Below are 19,117 nucleotides of genomic sequence, written 5' to 3' on the forward strand. Positions count from 1 at the left end.
GCACGATGGTGAGGAGGAGCAAAATGAAATTCAATAACGGGAAAGTAAACGAGATACAAATTGCTTATATTGGTGGAGGCTCTATGTATTGGGCCAAAAATCTCATAGCGGATCTTGCGCTGGATGAACAACTGTCGGGTACGATTAGGCTCTATGACCTTGATTATGACAAAGCTAGAAATAACGAGAAATTAGGTAATTCAGTTTCTGAGTATGCTGAAGCGAAGTCCAAATGGACCTACAAGGCATATCCGACTCTGAAGGAAGCCTTGAGCGGTTGTGACTTTGTGTTCATTTCGATTCTTCCCGGTACATTCAACGAGATGGCATCGGATGTGCATGAACCGGAAAAATACGGCATTTACCAAGCGGTAGGCGATACAACCGGGCCAGGGGGGCTCGTTAGGGCATTGCGGACGATTCCAATGTATGTGGAGATTGCTGGGGCTATAGAGCGTTTTTCGCCGGATGCTTGGGTGTTTAATTATACGAATCCGATGACGCTTTGCACGCGGACGTTATACGAAGTATTTCCAGGAATCAAGGCGCTTGGTTGTTGCCACGAAATCTTTGGCACACAAGGATTATTGATACGCATGCTGCGTGACATGGAAGGGATAGAGGGCGTGCATCGCGATGATGTGAAAGTGAATGTGCTTGGGATTAATCATTTTACATGGATCGATCAAGCCACTTACCAGCATCTAGATTTACTCCCGATGTACAGGAAGTTTGTTGATAAGTACTACGAGTCGGGCTTTGAACATAACAAAGATGCCTGGATGACGAACACGTATACAGCCGCTAACCGAGTGAAATTTGATTTGTTCCGACGTTACGGCATTATTGCGGCGGCAGGCGATCGCCATCTGGCCGAATTTATGCCTCCTTGGTATATGAAGGATCCGGATACGGTTCGCTACTGGAAATTTGGCTTGACGACGGTCGAAAGCCGTGTGGAGAAGCACATTGCGACAGAACTTTATTACCGCAAGCTGCTTAGCGGAGAGGAGAAGCTGCCGCTGAAAGCATCGGGAGAAGAAGAAGTTAGACAACTTAAAGGATTAATTGGCCTTCAGCCTTTTGTTACCAATGTCAACATTCCGAATGTGGGACAAATGAAGGGGATTCCGCTGGGAGCTGTTGTCGAGACGAATGCCTTGTTCTCAAGCAGCAGTCTGCGCCCTGTATATGCAGGTGAGCTCCCGCTCGCTGTTAATAATTTGGTGCTGCAGCATACCGTGAATCAAGAGCTTATTTTGAAGGCTGCTCTGCAAAAGGATAAAGCGCTAGCGTTCAATGCTTTCGTGAACGACCCGCTTGTGAATATCGATGTGAACCAGGCAGAGACGTTGTTCGATCAAATGCTGCAAAATACGAAAGCGTATTTGCCGGGATGGAACATCTAATGGCGGCCTGGTCATGAAAGCAGCAGAAGCCTACAGTGATTCCGTCACGGTTGATCAGCAAGATAATAAGGCGGTGCGCCGGATCATTTTTAAGCTTGCCGGACCCTCTTTGGCGGAGATGCTGCTCATTAACATGACACAGATGGTGATGATGATTCTGGTGGGTCATTTAGGAGCGGTAGCTGTTGCAGCAGTTGGATTAACGAGCCAGCCCTATATGTTAATGACCGTCCTTTTTGCAGCGCTAAATACAGGTACAACGGTTATTGTTGCTCGTTCCACGGGAGCAGGCAACATGGGGGATGCGAACCTGGCTGCTGGCCAATCGCTCATGCTCGGTTCTGTGCTCTCCATTCTTATCGTTGCACTTGGCGTTCTATTCTCAGAAGCGATGCTCCGAATGATGGGGGCAAGTAGCGAGGTTGTCCATTACGGACTGAACTATGCACGGCTGATGTTTCTATCCATTGGATTTTCCTCCATTTCTTCGAGTTTGTCCGCTATTTTGCGGGGGGCTGGAGATACTCGGACTCCGATGAAAATTAATGTCTTGTCAGGATGCTTGTCTATCTCCCTAGGGTTTGTATTGATTTACGGTCATCTTGGCCTGCCTGAAATGGGAGTTGCTGGAGCGGCTATCGCCACTTTGGCGGTTCAGGGCATGGCGATGATTGCCTTTATAACGGTTCTGTTCAGTGGGAAATTCGCGGTGAGGATTGGTTGGGTGGAGATAAGCCGTTTGGATAAAAGCATGATTCACCGCATGTTGAAAATCGGCATCCCATCGAGCCTGGAGCAGCTCATTATGCGTTTAGGTATTATGACGTTTGTCAAAATTTGCGCAGGACTTGGGACGGTTGCTGTTGCGGCCTCTCAAATTGTTACGAGTATAATCGGCATCTCGTTTATGCCTGGCGCTGCTTTTGCCATTGCGGCTTCAACCTTGGTCGGTCAAACGCTTGGCGTAGGCAAACCCGACCTTGCTGAGCAGTATGTTTGGCAAATCCGTAAATACGGCATGATCTTAGCCGGTGTCATGGGGGCGGTGTTTATCTTGTTTGCCCCCTATATTTTTAGGCTGTACACAAGTGACGCCACCATTATCCGAGAAGGAGCGTGGGCTTTGCGGATCGTTGGTTTTATCCAAATTTCCCAAATCTCACAGTTCATTCTTGGCGGAGCTTTGCGGGGAGCTGGGGATACACGATTTCCTTTATACTCGACTTTGATTGGTGTCTGGGGCGTACGGGTCCTGCTTAGTTATTTATTTGTGTATATCTTTTCGTGGGGGATGTTCGGCTTGTGGAGTGCGGTTGCCTGCGACCAATTCCTGCGGTCTAATCTCATTTATTTCAGGTTTAAACGGATGGTTTGGAAACATGTAAAAATTTAAGGCCATAGAAAGGAGCTGCGGGATATGGGGATTGTGTATGATCCGAACTCACAAACCTTCCATCTTCAAGGGAAGTCGACCAGCTATATCATGCAGTTGGTAAAATCCAAATACCTTGCCCACGTTCACTTCGGGCGCAGGGTTCGCGGAAGCAATCTTGGCGGCTTGCTCGCTATACGGCGTCGCTGCTCATTTTCGCCATCTACGGATCCGAACGATTTGACACTGTCGCTCGACACGCTGCCTCAGGAATTTCCGGCGTATGGCGGCAGTGATTTTCGTGTACCTGCTTATCAGGTGCAAATGGAAGACGGAACGACCGTCAGCGAGCTTATATATGAGTCTCATCGCATCTATGCGGGGAAACCACAGCTGGAGGGCTTGCCAGCCACTTATGTGGAAGAGGACAGTGAAGCGGAGAGCCTCGATATCGTTATGACGGATGCAGCGATCGGCTTGCAAGCCGTTCTCACCTATACGGTTTTCCGCGATCATGATGCGATTACTAGGTCCGTTCGTTATAGGAACACGGGAAATCGTTCGATGAAGCTGCTTAGAGCCTTAAGCTTTGGCCTTGATTTACGCCATTCTGAGTTCGATATGCTCCATTTGTCTGGAACATGGGCGCGTGAGCGTCATATCGAAAGACGCCCACTTGCATCAGGCGGGTCTGTGATTGAGAGCCGCAGGGGGAGCAGCAGCCATTCGCTGAACCCGTTCATGGCTCTGCTCTCGAAGCAAGCGGATGAAGATCATGGAGAAGCCTATGGGTTTAGTCTTGTGTATAGCGGAAGTTTTGTTGCACAAGCAGAGGTAGATCCTTACGGAACAACCCGTGTCATCATGGGGATTAATGCCTTTGACTTTTCCTGGCTGCTAGAGCCGGGTGAAGCGTTCCAATCGCCCGAGGCTGTTCTTGTATTTTCAGCAGAAGGAATTGGCGGAATGTCGCGCATTTATCATAAGCTGTACCGCACGCGACTATGCCGAGGAGAGTTTCGAGATCGTCACAGACCGATTCTCATCAACAATTGGGAAGCGACTTATTTCAACTTCAATGCGGATAAAATCGAGGAGCTTGCGGTGGTTGGAAAGGAGCTCGGCTTAGAGCTTCTAGTCCTTGACGATGGTTGGTTCGGCAAAAGGGACAATGACAAAAGCTCGCTCGGAGACTGGTTCGTCGATCTGGGCAAACTGCCCAAGGGCATGCCGGATTTGGTTAGCCGTGTGAATCGGCAGGAGCTAGCGTTCGGTCTATGGTTTGAGCCGGAAATGGTTTCACCGGACAGCGACTTGTATCGCGCGCATCCCGACTGGTGTCTGCATGTGCCTGGCCGGCGCAGGACAGAAGCGAGGCAGCAGCTGATTCTGGATTATTCACGCCAAGATGTGAGGGATTACATTGTAACCGTCATAACGGATATTCTTGCCAGCTGTCCAATCGCCTATGTCAAATGGGACATGAACCGCAATATGACGGAAATCGGTTCGGCCCTTCTCCCTCCGGAGCGGCAGCGGGAGACAGCTCACCGCTATATGCTTGGTCTCTACGAGGTGCTGGAGCGGATCACGTCCAGATTCCCGAGTGTGTTGTTCGAAAGCTGCTCCGGCGGCGGCGGACGGTTCGATCCAGGCATGCTCTATTACATGCCACAGACGTGGACGAGTGATAACACGGATGCTGTGGAGCGGCTGAAAATCCAATATGGAACAAGCATTGTGTATCCAATCAGCACTATGGGGGCGCATGTTTCTGCGGTCCCGAATCATCAAGTGCATCGTACGACACCTTTGGATATGCGAGGACATGCTGCCATGTCGGGGAATTTCGGCTATGAGCTGGATTTGACCACATTTACGGAAGCTGAAAAAGAAGCCGTAAAGCGGCAGGTCGCGCTCTATAAGCAGCTGCGCCCCCTGATTCAATTCGGCGAATTTTACCGGTTGAGCAGCCCATTTGAAGGTGTTGATGCCGCTTGGATGTTCGTGTCAGAAGATCACAAAGAAGCGCTAGTTGCTTATTTTCAAGTACTGGCTGAGCCTAATGCTCCGCTTAAGAAGCTGCGTCTGAAGGGTTTGGAAGCAGGAAGCAATTATCTTGTGTATGATGCAGATGCTCCTGAGGAGAACGAGGAACTGATCTTCGGTGGTGACGATTTGATGCACATTGGTTTGAATGTACCAATCTGGAAAGGCGATTTCCGAAGTCGTCTTTACCATTTGATTATGGAGGGGTAACGATGTTAAAGCTGCGTTTGAGTGAGCTGCGGGATAGGAAGAACGGACACATTTTGCAGGATATTTTACCAGGTGATTACTTATCTTCGGGCGGCCTTTCCTTTGCCAAACGAGGAGAGCGCAGTCACACAAATGATGGACCTGATGGCAGAGACTATCATATCCATGGGGACTGTGAGGCGTTCATCATTCTGCAGGGGAGCGGAACCATGGAGATTAACGGGGAGCATACGCCGGTTACAACCGGGGATATCATCATCGTTGAGCCAGGTGAGGATCACCACCTCAATTCGAGCGAGGACGATCCCATTGTAACGGTATGGTGCCATGCAAGCTTGAATCGCCATAAGAATCAACAGCAGGAGGGGTCTGTATGAACCAGCAAATCACGACGGCATCCCATACCTTTACGTTAACTGGAGAGAGTCACCCGTTCACGGTTTCACTTCTAGCGGAAAAGCTGCAGGAGGGTCTGGATGTAATTACACTGCGTCTGGATGCTGAGGAAGCTTCAGTCCCCCCTGCTTTAACGCTGAATTGGTCACATCCGGCGTGTGATATTCAGGCTAGCTGGCACCCTGCGCAAGACCGGAATAAGAGCTTTAAGGCTGACTGGATGCGCACGCTGCGATCCAATGCTGCTGCCTCGGCCCCTGTCTATGCGCTGTTTAACAGTCTTGGTCATAATCGACTTACTTTCGCTTATTCGGATGCGCTGAATACGGTTCATTACTCAGGAGGCATCAGCGAGGAAAAGGCGGACTTTCATTGCCGGGTACAACTATTTGCCGAGACGACAGCACCCTTTCGTTCCTATGAAGCCAGGCTTCTCGTGGATACGAGAGATATTCCTTATTACGAAAGCTTGCAAGGCGTGCAGGAGTGGTGGAGTGCAATGCCGGAATATCTCCCTGCTTTCGTCCCAGCCGCCGCCAAAGAGCCGATGTACTCCACTTGGTACAGCATGCATCAGAATGTAACGGATGAACAGATTGAACAGCAGTGTCAGATCGCCAAGACGCTCGGGATGGAAGCCGTCATCGTCGATGATGGCTGGCAGACGGAGGATAACCGCAGAGGATATGCCTACTGTGGCGATTGGGAAACATACGCAGGGAAATTCCCCGATATGAAGCGGCATGTGGATGCGGTTCATCAACTGGGCATGAAATTTATTCTATGGTACTCTGTGCCTTTTATCGGGAAATATAGTCATGTGTGGGATCAATTCAAAAACAAAATTCTTCGGTTTAATGAGAATCATGGCGCAGCCGTGCTTGATCCGAGATACCCGGATGTCCGGGAGTATATCATTCATAAATATGAAGAAGCGGTGAAGGAATGGGACCTCGACGGCTTCAAGCTCGACTTCATCGATACGTTTTATTCGCCGGAACTGCAGCTCCCCTCGACGGTTGAAGGGAAGGACTATGAGTCGATTCCAGCGGCCGTTGACCGTCTTTTAACGGATTCGATCGGCAGACTGAGAGCGCTGAAACCCGATATCATGATCGAATTCCGCCAAATGTACATTGGGCCAGCTATGCGCAAGTACGGCAATATGTTCCGTGCGTCGGATTGTCCGAATGATAGCATTCAGAACCGGGTGCGGACACTGGATATTCGACTGATTGGCGGAAATACGGCAGCTCACGCGGATATGATCATGTGGCATCCCGAAGAGCCGGTGGAAAGCGCTGCACTCCAGCTGATTAACTGCTTGTTCTCCGTACCTCAAGTTTCTGTACTGCTGGACAAATTGCCATCTGACCATTTGACGATGTTAGGCTATTGGCTTGCTTTTTGGAAAGAGAACCGCGATCTGCTGCTAGACGGCAGGATTGAACCGATGAATCCAGAGCTGTTATACCCGCTTGTACGTTCTGTTAAAGAGGATAAAGGGATCGTTGTCGCCTACCATGACAGCATTGTGGCTATCCCGGCGGAAAGTTCAGTTGTGAAGTGGATAGTGGTGAACGGCAGAAGGCAGGATGGACTTTACCTTGAGCTGCCCGAAGCTGTTGAGTCAGCTAAGGTGGTCATTACATCGTGCACAGGTGAGATTGTGGAGGAAGTGTCTGCCCGACTTACGGCAGGTATTCATAAGCTGGAGATTCCGGCTTCCGGAACGGCAGCGCTCTACTTTTCATAGTCACCTATAAAGTACGTACCTATTAGGAGGTTTCTTTCATGAACTATTTGGCTGACGAACAGCGATATTCGAAAATGACGTACCATCGGACGGGATCAAGCGGTCTTAAATTACCGCCGATCTCACTCGGTTTATGGCATAACTTTGGCGGCGTAGATACTTTCGAGAGCAGCAGGACACTATCTCGACACGCTTTTGATTTGGGTATTACGCATTTTGACCTTGCGAATAATTATGGACCGCCGGCAGGCTCTGCGGAATCAACTTTTGGTCAGATTATGAAAAAGGATCTGTTCCCCTACCGCGATGAGCTGATTATCGCCACGAAGGCAGGCCATCGTATGTGGGAGGGCCCTTATGGTGATCGTGGCTCCCGCAAAAGCATGCTGGCTAGTCTTGATCAGAGCCTGAAACGGTTAGGCTTGGACTATGTCGATATTTATTATTCGCACCGTTATGATATCGAATCGCCGCTTGAAGAAACAATGGGCGCTTTGGATCAAGCTGTACGCCAAGGGAAAGCATTGTATGTTGGCGTGTCCAATTATAATGCAGAGCAGACGGAAAGGGCAGCGGGTATTTTGAAAAGCTTAGGAACTCCGTTCGTGATCCATCAAGTGCACTATTCTATGTTTGAAAGAAGATTAGAACAAGGTTTGTTGGATGTGCTGGCTCAAGAGGGCATTGGTTCGATCGCTTACAGTCCGTTAGCTAGGGGGCTGCTCACCGATCGCTACTTGGAGAACATTCCGGCAGACTCGCGTGCAGCTGGGGGCAGCGTATTTCTGCGGCCTGAAGACATAACCGAAGAGAAAATTGCGAAATCACGGCTATTGCAAGTGTTGGCGCAGGAGCGAGGACAAAGCTTGGCCCAGATGGCCTTGGCGTGGGTCCTTCGCAAGGGGCGCGTCACTTCCGCTTTGATCGGGGCAAGTAAAGTGAAACAATTGGATGATAATGTGGCAGCGTTGAACCAGCTCCATTTCACAGAGGATGAATTGGCTTTAATTGATCAAATTCTTGCAGGGTGAAACATCAAAATATCGCAGCAACAGAGGAGGAAATAGCAATGAGCACGGGGATACAACTCAGTAAGGAAGCGTTCACGAAGCATATTCTGCAGCAACCGGTATTGGATACTCACACCCACCTAGTAGGGGATCGACTTGCAGCTAGAGATTTCTGGGAGGTTGCCCATTACTTCTGGCTGTTTCGCGAAATGCAGGCAGCAGGTTATCCGGCAAATGCCATGGAACTCCCGGAGGATTTGCGAATCCCTGCGTTCTTAGAAGCCTACCAGGCAACCCGAAATACTTTGATGAACATAGCGTTTACGCACGTTTTAAAAGACCTCTATGGGATAACTCTCAGCGATAAGGCTTCCGTCCTCGAAGCAGACTGCGCCATCAAGCAATCTGCCCAAAGGGCTGACTGGGCGCAAGAAGTGGCTAACCGTATGCAAGCGAGACGGTTCGTCGTGAATATCCCGGAGCATGCCGAGTTTCAAGGTATGGAACACAATGCCATTCTCATCCCACGGATTGATGGGAAATTGGGGGCATGGGTGAAAGAAATTGAAATGTCGAGTGACCGAGCTGCGGCGTTTGCAGAAACACGTGCGAAGCTTGGGCAATTGTTGGATGCGTACACAGAGGATGGCGTCAAGGGGATCATGACGACGCTGCCAAGCTATAATGCTAGCGCCAATCATAAAGTTGTGATCGGACAAGACAGCACCAAAGATGAGATCCTGATGATGCTCTTGCACGAAATCGGAGCAGCAGCCGAGCAGAGAGGGCTGCTTGTTCAGCTATTTCTCGGCGTTGAACGTTCCTGGTGCGGAACGGCTGTGCCCGTGAATGATCCAGCGCGTATCTTGAAGCTGTCCGCCTTATTCGAGGCGTATGCCTGTCCTTTCGAGCTCGTCGTTGCCTCGGAGCTGAACAACCTGGATATCGTGCAGGCTGCATGGAACTTCCCCAATGTGCACGTCGGCGGGCATTGGTGGTTCAACTTCCGGGCGAGCACATACCGTGACAGCATGCAGTACAGGCTGGAAGCTCTTCCTGCGATCAAGAGCTCACTGATCGTGTCCGATGCACGCTGCATGGAGTGGAGCTACGGCAAAATTATCGTGATCAAAAGGCTAGTGAGCGAGTTCCTCTGGCATCAAATCGAAGCGGGCTGGATTGACCAGACGGCGGCGATTCAGATTGCAGAAGACTGGCTGTATCGAAGTGCAGCGAAGCGGTACGGTATTGAGTCTTGATATGATTGTATCAATCGTAAAAAAACACAAAGCGCTATAAGTTTCGCCATCGCTAGCTACTGCCAACCCTTGTAAGATATAGAAGTACATTAATGCAGCAGGCATGAAGGGGAGGAGAACATGGCCAGTAAAATTCAGCCATCCGATCGAACAATTTATAATTTCTCATCGCAGAGTCAGAAATGGGCTTTTATGCGAAAACATTGGCCGATTTATGTAATTTCATTACCGGGTATTATTTATTTCTTGCTTTTTAAATATGTCCCCTTATTCGGTTCCGTCATTGCTTTCCAAAACTACAACATATTCAAAGGCATTAAAGGGAGTGCATGGGTCGGTCTGGAAAATTTCCAGCGCATGTTCCAATATACAGAGTTTCTGCAGATTTTGAAAAATACGATTCTAATCGGGGTCTACGATTTGGTCTTCGCTTTTCCGGTTCCCATTATACTCGCCTTGTTGATCAATGAATTACGGATCATGGCTTATAAAAGAATTGTTCAAACCGTCGTTTATATGCCGCATTTCCTTTCATGGGTCATCGTAGGCGGGGTTGTCGTAGGTGTGCTATCCCCATCTACGGGAATTGTCAATCATCTTCTCGGCCTGTTCGGCGTCGATCCGATCTACTTTTTAGGGGAAAATGAATATATCCGTACGATTCTCATCTCCTCGGGGATATGGAAAGATAGCGGTTGGGGGACGATCATCTATTTGGCAGCCATTGCGGGTATTAACCCTGATCTATACGAAGCCGCCCAAATCGATGGTGCAAGCCGGTTCCGACAAGTATTTTCTATTACAATTCCGACGATTCTACCGACTATTGTTATTCTATTCTTGCTTCAGATCGGCAACTTTCTCGACTTTGGCTTTGAACGCGTCTTCGTATTCCTGAACCCGCTCAACAACGAAAATGGCGAAATTATTGATACGTTTGTATATCGTGCAGGACTTGTCGACCGTCAGTACAGCTACACAACGGCTATTGGGTTGTTCAAGTCGGTTGTCGGCTTAGCCTTAATTATGTTCAGTAATACCTTCAGTAAAAAAGTAACAGGCGAAGGCTTGTATTGATGACACAGATACGAAAGGAGGTAACTTGCTATGATTATGACAAGAGGCCATAAAATTTTTAACTTTTTTAATGTTATTCTGTTGGGAGCTCTCGGACTCAGTATGGTGCTTCCCCTCATCCATATTATTGCGCAATCTTTAAGCAATAACGTCGCGATTAACGCTGGGCAAGTCTCGTTGTGGCCGGTTGGTTTTACACTTGGCAGCTATAAGCTCATTTTGCAAGATCCGACCATTTGGTTAGGATTTCGAAACAGTGTCATCATTACCGTATTCGGCACATTCATTAATTTGTTTATGACAACGACGCTGGCTTATCCGTTATCCAGACCTGAATATTTGTTCCGTAAATCGATTCTGATCATGGTGCTATTTACACTCATTTTCAGCGCGCCACTAATCCCGAATTATTTGTTGATAAAGCAGTTAGGTTTGCTAAATACACTCTGGGCTTTAATGCTCCCGATGGCGATTAGTGCTTTTAATCTATTTGTTATGCGATCATTCTTTCTTAACCTGCCGGTTGAATTGCTGGATTCAGCAAGAATGGACGGTTGCGGCGAGTTCCGGATCTTGTGGAACATTGTACTGCCGCTTTCCAAGCCCGCTATGGCAACCATGGGTATCATGTATGCAGTTGGACACTGGAATCGCTATGCCGAAGCCGTCTTTTACATCGATCACCGAAATTGGATTCCGCTGCAGGTTCGCTTGAGGGAGATTGTATTCACAGATCAGTTCGGTCAATCGGATGTATCGTCCGAATTAATGCTCTTTCTTTCACCCGAAGGGATCAAAATGGCCGTTATTGTTGTCGCAACGATACCTATTCTTCTTGTCTATCCGTTCCTGCAGAAACATTTTATTCAAGGTATGATGGTAGGCTCAGTCAAGTCTTAACCGTATGGAAAAGCATCTAATTTCGATTAGAAAGAAGGGATTCCATTGAAAAAAGTAGCCGTTGTGGCGCTAGCCGCAGCATTGTCTGCCGGTACGATGGTCGGATGTTCCACGGGAACTACCGAGCCGCAGCAAACCGCTGCGTCTACGGCGACGCCGGAGGCGAAGAAGCAGCCGACGAAATTTTCTATTTCATATCCGACGACGACCAACACTGGCTATCACACTCGCGTTGATATTAACAATGACAAATGGGTAAAAAAATTAGAAGAACTGACGAATACCGACCTCACCTTGAAAGTAACGGAAGTAAGCAAAATGGGTCTTATGTTCGCAAGCAATGACGTGCCCGATGTCGTGGGAAGCTTGGGGACAGCGACGGACAAAGCGATGTCAGGCTCCGTAGAAGCGGGCATGTTCATGCCCCTGGATGATTTGCTGAAACAGAATGCTCCGAATTTGATGAAGATGGTACCGAAGGAAGCTTGGGAAGCTGTCTCGTATAATGGCAAGATATACGGCATTCCCAACTGGTTGAACAATCCCTCCAGGCGTGCCACGTTTATTCGGACCGATCTATTGGAGAAGGCGGGATTGCCGGCACCGAAGACGGTTGAAGAGTTTGTGAATGTCCTCCGCAAATTCAAAGATATGGGGGTTAAGTACCCATACGGCGGGCGTGAAACGTTGAAATATGCGGATACCATCCTCGGTGCATTCGACGTGCTTCCTTATAAAGAACAGTTCGAACTCATAAATGGTCAAGTTGTGCCGAAGTTTTTCGATGTGGAAAATATGACGAAAGCATTAACCGTCTATAAAACGATGTATGATGAAGGGCTGATGGCTAAGGAATTCGCTACGACCTCATCGACGGATTGGTTGAAAAATATTCGTGCCGGCGAGGTAGGGATATGGTCTTCCAATTTGGTCAGCTTAAATGATTTCCGAACGAATATTCCGAACGCTGTGAAAGGCGCGAAAATCGACGTTATCTCTTCTCCAAAAGGTCCGGATGGCAAAAGTGGCTATCTCATGTATTTACCGGTTACAAGTGCGCATTATATTAACAAAAATGTAAAGCCTGAGACGGCTGCAGACATCGTGAAATATTTCGATTGGATGTCGTCAGACGAAGCTTATAAGTTCTTCACTTTCGGCATTGAAGGTGATACGTATACAGTGGTCGATGGTAAAATCAAGTATAAAGAACCGACCAACAAAGAAGAACAAGAAGAGCAGGACCATAGGGGCACCTTGCACTCCGCTCATGAAAGCACGGTTAACCGTCTGAAGATGGAAACAGATCCGAATGGTCCCTACATTTTGAATGCTTTTGATAACATTCTTGCGCAAGAAGGATTGTCTGGCATTGGCTTTGCTCCGGATCTGGAGGCAAATAGCAAGTTCCCGGATGCTGCTTCGCCGGGTTCGGATGCAGCTCCGAAAATCATTATGGATCATATGATCAAAATGATTTATGGCAAAGAGTCCATTGCGGACTGGCCGAAGGTCATCGAAGAGTATAAATCCAAAGGTGGCAATGAAATCATTAAAGAAGCAACCGAGCGTTATCAAAATAAAAAGGGCGTTCTGTTCCTTGGAAAAAAATTAGGATGACCCCTTGGCAATCGTATAAAATGACATAGCTCCTTAAATTTATACATTCAGAAAATGATAAGCAGTCGTTATGATAACACTGAGCAGTGAAACCGCTTGCAAAAAAGCTAGAAAGAAGGGGTTATATGAAAAAAACGATTAGTCTCACTCTTGCTGTCATCATGGCAGCATCCGCACTTACCGCTTGTTCAACAGATAGCAAAGTAGCGGAAAAAGCGTCGTCACAGCCGTCTACAGATGCGAAGAAAGCACCGGCGAAATTCTCTATCCTGTTCCCGACGACAGTCAGTACTGGCTATCATACTCGTGTGCCGGATTTGAACAAGGACAAATGGGTATTGAAGCTTGAGCAGCTAACCAACACCGATCTGGACGTCAAAGTGATGGAGGATGCCAAATTCGGCGTCATGTTCGCAAGTAACGACATCCCGGATGTCGTCGGTAGTATTGGCGGTCCCGGCAGCAAATCGATGTCCGGTTCTGTTGAGAATGGTGTATTCATGCCACTGGATGATCTGCTGAAACAGTATGCTCCGAATTTGATGAAGTCGATTCCGAAAGCAGCTTGGGATAGCGTTTCGTATGAGGGCAAAATTTATGGGGTGCCAGAATTTTTGAGCAATCCTTCCCGCCGTTCGACCTACATTCGTACGGATCTGCTGGAGAAGGCAGGGCTTCAAGCGCCGAAAACCGTTGATGAATTCCTGAATGTGCTGCGGGCGTTCAAGAAGCTTGGCGTCGAGAACCCGTATCAGATGAGGGAGAACTTCAAGTATGCGGACGTTATCCTGGGAGCATTCGACGTGCTGCCGTACAAGGATCAATTTGAACTGGTGAATGGTCAGGTTGTTCCGAAATTTTTCGATGTAGAAAATGTGCAAAAAGCGCTTACGACTTATAAAACGATGTACGATGAAGGCTTGATTCCAAAGGAATTCGCTACAATTTCCTCAACAGATTTCTCCAAAAATATTGAGTCAGGCAAAGCCGGTATCTGGTCGCAGAATGCTTCAGGCTTGCCGGGTTACCGGACGAAAATTCAACAAGCTGTTCCAGGGTCCAAGGTTGAAATCGTAGGTTCACCGAAAGGTCCGGAAGGAAAAGGCGGATACTTCTACTACGCGCCAGTCATTCGTACCTTCTTCATTAACAAAAATGTGAAGCAGGAAACAGCCATAAACATCATTAAATTCTTCGATTGGATGATTACGCCAGAAGCTGAAACTTTCTTCACTTTCGGAATTGAAGGAGATACGTACACCAAGGACGCAAGCGGCAACATCAACTATAAGTTCCCGACGACCAAGGAAGAAACAGATGAAGAAGGTTTCCGCAGCGGAACGATGTGGGCGGTGCATGACTCCACTTACAATAAACCAAGATTGCTGCTCAACGAAGATGGCAAAGCCACTTTGAAAGCATTTGATGAGGTGTTAACGAAGGAAGGGCTGCCTGGTATTGGCTTCTATCCGGATTTGAGCACATTCTCGAAATTCCCGGATCTTGCGGCGCCGCAACCGGATGTTGGTCCCAAAATTATCGTTGATCATATGATTAAAATGATTTATGGCAAAGAACCAATTACCGATTGGCCGAAAGTCATTGAAGAGTATAAGTCCAAAGGCGGTAACGAAATTATTAAAGAAGCGACGGATCGTTGGAACAAGAAGCAAGGCGCAATTATGATTGATATCAAATAAGGGTTGTAACGAGAAAAGTATCCTTCAGTAGAGCAATCTGCTGCAGGATATTTTTTTCATAGGTAGAAATCGTAAAAAATGACATACGATCTTAATTTTATCCTTTCTGATTGACGGATTAATTTCTATAATGAAGGCAACGAAATGATGGAGAGGTGTGTTGCGTGTGAAAGCGATATTGGTAGGGTTAGGCTCGGCAGGATTCAGCTGGTATAAGCGTCTGCGAGATCAAGGTTTATTGGCAGCCGTTGTTGAAGTGGATGCAGCGATGAAAGAGAAAATGCAGAATGATCCTTTTCCCTTCTACACATCATTAGAGGAAGCTTTGCAGCAGGAAGAGGCGGATTTTCTTGTCAATGTAACTTCTCCAATGGTGCACACCGTGGTGAATCATGCAGCATTTGACCGTAAACTGGCGGTTTTATGTGAAAAACCGATTTCTTTTGATTACGAAGAATCCATGGAGGTTGTGGCTCGTGCAGAACGAGAAAAGCTGCCTTTCATGATTGCCGAAAATTACCGCAGGATGACGCATATACGCAAAATGAAACAGCTGCTGGACGAGGGCGTTATCGGCAGCCTGTCCTCTATGGATGTACAGTTTTACAGATATCACAACGTCCAAAGAAGATATACGGTCAGCATTCTGGATGACATTGGTGTTCACCACTTTGATTTGCTTCGTTATTTTAGCGGAAGAGAAGGCAAAACGGTGCAGGCGAAGCTGTATAACCCGATCAATGCGTGGGAGCAAGACGGCGCCATTATTAATGCTTATGCATTCTTAGAAATGGATAACGGTATTACGGCTTCGTATAACGCCTCCATTTCGGCTAGGGGCACTGAGACGCCATGGAGCGGGAATTGGCGATTGGAAGGCACGGAGGGTGCCATTGAATTCATCGGTAAGGAGATTCGCGTCATTCGGGACGGGGAGGTTCAGCTGATTGAAGATTACAGCGGCATTGATGTAACCGATACACTTGCTGAGTTCCTGGCTTCACTGCGTGAAGGGCGGGAGTCGGAGTCAAGCGGCAGGGATTATTTGAAAACGCAGGCTCTTGTGCATTACGCCAAACTGGCCAGCAGTTCCGGTCAGACTTACGCCATTGATGTTCCAACATTATAGATGAATGGGGATTCGAGCATGCTGACTAATCATTGGGAGCAAACAGCGACTGGGATATGGCGTTTGACAATTAGAGAGCCTGAGGGGATCACCCCGTTAACTTGGATGGGGGTAACACCTAAGGATGAGGTTTTGCAGCAAATGCCGCAGGTAGAGCCGCCTTTGGCCTGGGATCGTATTCAGCTTGAGGAAGCAGGACGGAACTTCATGCTGTCTTTTCCGCTGAACCCAACCGAGAAGCTATATGGGACAGGCCTTCAGTTGCTGCGCATGAATCAACGCGGAAGAACCCGCTATTTGCGTGTAAACAGCGATCCTAAGCAGGATACGGGTGAAACACATGCGCCCGTTCCATTTTATGTGAGCGATCAGGGGTATGGTGTCTGGGTGGATACGTCACGAATCGTAACGATGCATCTCGGCTCATCTTTGAAGCAAGAGGATACGCGGCTTGAAGAAATTCGTGATCGCAATACGGATAAGGGATGGAAAGCGACGCCGGTGGCTTCTCGGGTGGAAATCCAGATTCCTGCCGAAGGTGCAGTCGTCTATTTATTTGGCGGGCCTACCCTTTCGGATGTGGTAGCTAGATACAATTTAATGTGCGGCGGAGGCGTCTTGCCTCCCAAATGGGGACTAGGTTTCTGGCACCGCGTCCCGACACTATATAGCGATCAGCAAGTGCTTGATGAAGCCGAGCAGTTCCGTCTTCACGATATTCCTTGCGATGTCATCGGACTGGAGCCTGGCTGGCATAGCCACAGCTATCCTGTCACCTATGAATGGGAGAAAAGCCGGTTCCCTGATCCAGCCAGCTTCGTAGATGAACTGGCGCACAAGGGCTTCCGCGTGAACCTCTGGGAGCATCCATACGTTTCGCCGCAGAGCGAAATGTATGCCGATCTGCAGCCGCTTTCGGGGACCCATACGGTGTGGGGCGGGCTTGCGCCGGATTACTCGTTGCCAGAGGCGGCAGCACTCTACAAAAAGCAGCATGAGGAACAGCATATCCAAATCGGGGTCTCTGGGTACAAGCTGGATGAATGCGATGGCAGTGAATTGACGAACAATTCCTGGATGTTCCCGGCACATGCTATGTTCCCATCAGGTCTAGATGGCGAGCAGATGAGACAGATGTATGGGTTAATGTTTCAAAAAATGACGGCAGATCTGTTCCGAAGCCAAAACCGCCGAACGTACGGACTAGTCAGAGCCTCGAATGGTGCGGCCTCGACGATGCCTTATGTCCTGTACTCGGATTTATATGACCATAAGCAGTTTATTCGGGGCATCTGCAGCTCCTCTTTCAGCGGTCTGTTGTGGACACCGGAGGTTCGCAGAGCGAGAAATGCCGAAGATTGGGTTCGGCGGATGCAAACCGTCTGTTTCTCGCCGATGGCTATGCTGAATGCATGGGGAGACGGGACGAAACCATGGTCCTTCCCTGAGGTAGAGGGCACCGTGCGGCATTATATCAAGCTGCGGATGAAACTTCTGCCGTATTTGTATACCGCTTTTGCCGTTTATCGCGAGCAGGGAATTCCGCCATTTCGGGCGATGCCGTTTGTTATGACGCCAGCTGAGATTGCCGGTGCTGAAGCCAAATTAGCGGCAAATGAGCAGCAGCATTTGAATACGACAGATGGCGCATACGGCAAGAAGAAGGCGAGAGAATGGGACGACCAATACATGGTCGGTGATGCGCTGCTTGTAGCTCCTTTGGTTGAGGGTGAAACAGAGCGTGAGGTGCTTCTGCCAGCTGGCATTTGGTATGGATTGGAGACTGGGGAGCGGTATACCGGTGGCTGTGTGATCCGGGTGCAGGCGGGCCTTGAACATATCCCGGTTTTCGTTAAAAGCGGCTCCATCCTTCCTATGATGAGTGCGCTTTCGCATGTTCCGGCAGCTGGGACGCCTACGGCGATTGAATTGGTGCATTTTGGAACCGAACCTGGTACAGCAAGACTTTATGAGGATGATGGCGAAACCTTTGACTACGAGCAAGGCAAGTGCAGTTGGTTCAATCTGGCTGTCACAGTAGATCAAGATGGGAATTATACCGGTGCTTGGACAGGAGATAACGATCAATCGTCATCGTATGTTGGCGTCACTTGGCGGTTCGCGCAAACGCGTTTGTTGATGAACGAGCAGCGGTGAGTTATCATAATTGGATTAGCAGCGCAGAGAGCATGAGGAGGTCTGGACATGCACGTATTGATCGTAGACGATGAACCTGTTATTCGCAGAGGAATGGTAAAAATGGCGGAACTGTACACCCCCGCTTTCTCCAAAATTCAGACGGCCGAGAACGGCGAGGCTGCTTTGGAGCAAATTCGGGCGTCAGAGCCTGATCTGGTGTTGACGGATGTTCGCATGCCCAAAATGGACGGACTGGAATTATGCAAAATTATTCATGAGGAGTTTCCTCATATCAAAACCGTTGTCATATCCGGTTACAATGACTTTGAATATGCACAAAAAAGTATGAATTACGGCGTTAGACATTATTTATTGAAACCGGCGACCAAAAGCGATGTCCATGACATGCTGGATCAACTGATCAAGAAACCGAAACACGGTTATTTATCGCCTTCCCGTTATATTGAGTGGATCGATCAGATGGAACAGCAAATATGGGCGTTACAGATGGAGGAATTCAGGAATCTCATCATAGGCTGGCGCGAATATTGCCTGTCGGCGAATATCTCGCTAGCCCAGCTGAAAGAGCTGCTGGATGATTGCAATGCGCTTCTTGTGAAACGCTTTCAAGCGCGCCATTTCTCACCTGCGTCCGTACCTGCTCATCTGCAGGCGGATAATGTGAAAGAGGCGCTAGACGCGTTTGAGAAGGGGCTTTTGAACATGATCAGCGGGCTGCAATCCGTCCGCAGCGGTCATTTCAAAGATCCGATGGAAGAAGCCAAGGCGTATATCGACAGCCGGCTGTCAGAGGATATTTCTTTGGATCAAGTCGCTGCTATGGTTGGATTAACGCCGACGTATTTCAGCTCGCTTTTCAAAAAAATCACGCAAGAGACCTTTGTCCAATACCGGATTAACAAACGAATGACGAAGGCGAAAGAAATGCTGTCCGCACCACATGTTCGAATCGTTGATGTTGCTGCGGATGTCGGGTATGACGATTACCCCCATTTTACCAAAACTTTTAAAAAAATTGTCGGCGTTTCCCCGACGGAATACCGCGCCAGTTTAGGTATCAAATGAAAATA

General features: G+C 48.4%; 14 protein-coding genes. All 14 read left to right on the forward strand.

Annotated elements, in window-relative coordinates:
- Positions 1–23: 23 nt before the first annotated feature.
- The 14 genes from GQF01_RS22095 to GQF01_RS22160 all read left to right on the forward strand — a co-directional run bounded on the left by GQF01_RS22095 (position 24) and on the right by GQF01_RS22160 (position 19,112).
- Positions 24–1,409, forward strand: a complete 1,386-nt coding sequence (locus GQF01_RS22095) for a family 4 glycosyl hydrolase (protein WP_161408836.1) — start codon at positions 24–26, stop codon at positions 1,407–1,409.
- Between the two features lie 13 nt (positions 1,410–1,422).
- Positions 1,423–2,802 (forward strand): MATE family efflux transporter, encoded by a 1,380-nt coding sequence (locus GQF01_RS22100; protein WP_161408837.1) that lies wholly within the window; start codon positions 1,423–1,425, stop codon positions 2,800–2,802.
- Positions 2,803–2,826: 24 nt separating this feature from the next.
- Positions 2,827–5,040 carry an alpha-galactosidase gene (locus tag GQF01_RS22105; RefSeq protein WP_161408838.1) on the forward strand — a complete coding sequence of 738 codons (2,214 nt, stop codon included), beginning with the start codon at positions 2,827–2,829 and terminating at the stop codon, positions 5,038–5,040.
- Positions 5,041–5,042: 2 nt separating this feature from the next.
- Complete coding sequence (locus tag GQF01_RS22110) at positions 5,043–5,417, forward strand: cupin domain-containing protein (protein ID WP_161408839.1); 375 nt, start codon at positions 5,043–5,045, stop codon at positions 5,415–5,417.
- Positions 5,414–7,192 carry a glycoside hydrolase family 36 protein gene (locus tag GQF01_RS22115; protein WP_161408840.1) on the forward strand — a complete coding sequence of 593 codons (1,779 nt, stop codon included), beginning with the start codon at positions 5,414–5,416 and terminating at the stop codon, positions 7,190–7,192. The genes GQF01_RS22110 and GQF01_RS22115 overlap by 4 nt, the downstream gene beginning before the upstream one ends.
- A 38-nt stretch (positions 7,193–7,230) precedes the next feature.
- Positions 7,231–8,223, forward strand: a complete 993-nt coding sequence (locus GQF01_RS22120) for an aldo/keto reductase (protein ID WP_161408841.1) — start codon at positions 7,231–7,233, stop codon at positions 8,221–8,223.
- 38 nt (positions 8,224–8,261) lie between these two features.
- Complete coding sequence (locus GQF01_RS22125) at positions 8,262–9,461, forward strand: glucuronate isomerase (RefSeq protein ID WP_161408842.1); 1,200 nt, start codon at positions 8,262–8,264, stop codon at positions 9,459–9,461.
- Between the two features lie 120 nt (positions 9,462–9,581).
- Positions 9,582–10,538, forward strand: a complete 957-nt coding sequence (locus GQF01_RS22130) for an ABC transporter permease (protein WP_161408843.1) — start codon at positions 9,582–9,584, stop codon at positions 10,536–10,538.
- 30 nt (positions 10,539–10,568) lie between these two features.
- Positions 10,569–11,438: a carbohydrate ABC transporter permease gene (locus tag GQF01_RS22135; protein ID WP_161408844.1), complete on the forward strand. Its 870-nt coding sequence runs from the start codon at positions 10,569–10,571 to the stop codon at positions 11,436–11,438.
- Positions 11,439–11,483: 45 nt separating this feature from the next.
- Complete coding sequence (locus tag GQF01_RS22140) at positions 11,484–13,058, forward strand: type 2 periplasmic-binding domain-containing protein (RefSeq protein WP_161408845.1); 1,575 nt, start codon at positions 11,484–11,486, stop codon at positions 13,056–13,058.
- A gap of 125 nt (positions 13,059–13,183) precedes the next feature.
- Positions 13,184–14,758 carry a type 2 periplasmic-binding domain-containing protein gene (locus GQF01_RS22145; protein ID WP_161408846.1) on the forward strand — a complete coding sequence of 525 codons (1,575 nt, stop codon included), beginning with the start codon at positions 13,184–13,186 and terminating at the stop codon, positions 14,756–14,758.
- Positions 14,759–14,924: 166 nt separating this feature from the next.
- Entirely contained in the window at positions 14,925–15,887 is a 963-nt protein-coding gene (locus tag GQF01_RS22150; RefSeq protein ID WP_161408847.1) for a Gfo/Idh/MocA family protein, read from the forward strand.
- 18 nt (positions 15,888–15,905) lie between these two features.
- Positions 15,906–18,044: a glycoside hydrolase family 31 protein gene (locus GQF01_RS22155; RefSeq protein ID WP_161408848.1), complete on the forward strand. Its 2,139-nt coding sequence runs from the start codon at positions 15,906–15,908 to the stop codon at positions 18,042–18,044.
- Positions 18,045–18,092: 48 nt separating this feature from the next.
- The gene (locus GQF01_RS22160) at positions 18,093–19,112 is read left to right on the forward strand and encodes a response regulator transcription factor (RefSeq protein WP_161408849.1); all 1,020 of its coding nucleotides are present in this window, start codon (positions 18,093–18,095) and stop codon (positions 19,110–19,112) included.
- Positions 19,113–19,117: the final 5 nt, after the last annotated feature.

This window comes from Paenibacillus silvestris (assembly GCF_009882985.1).
GTDB classification, from domain to species: domain Bacteria; phylum Bacillota; class Bacilli; order Paenibacillales; family NBRC-103111; genus Paenibacillus_E; species Paenibacillus_E silvestris.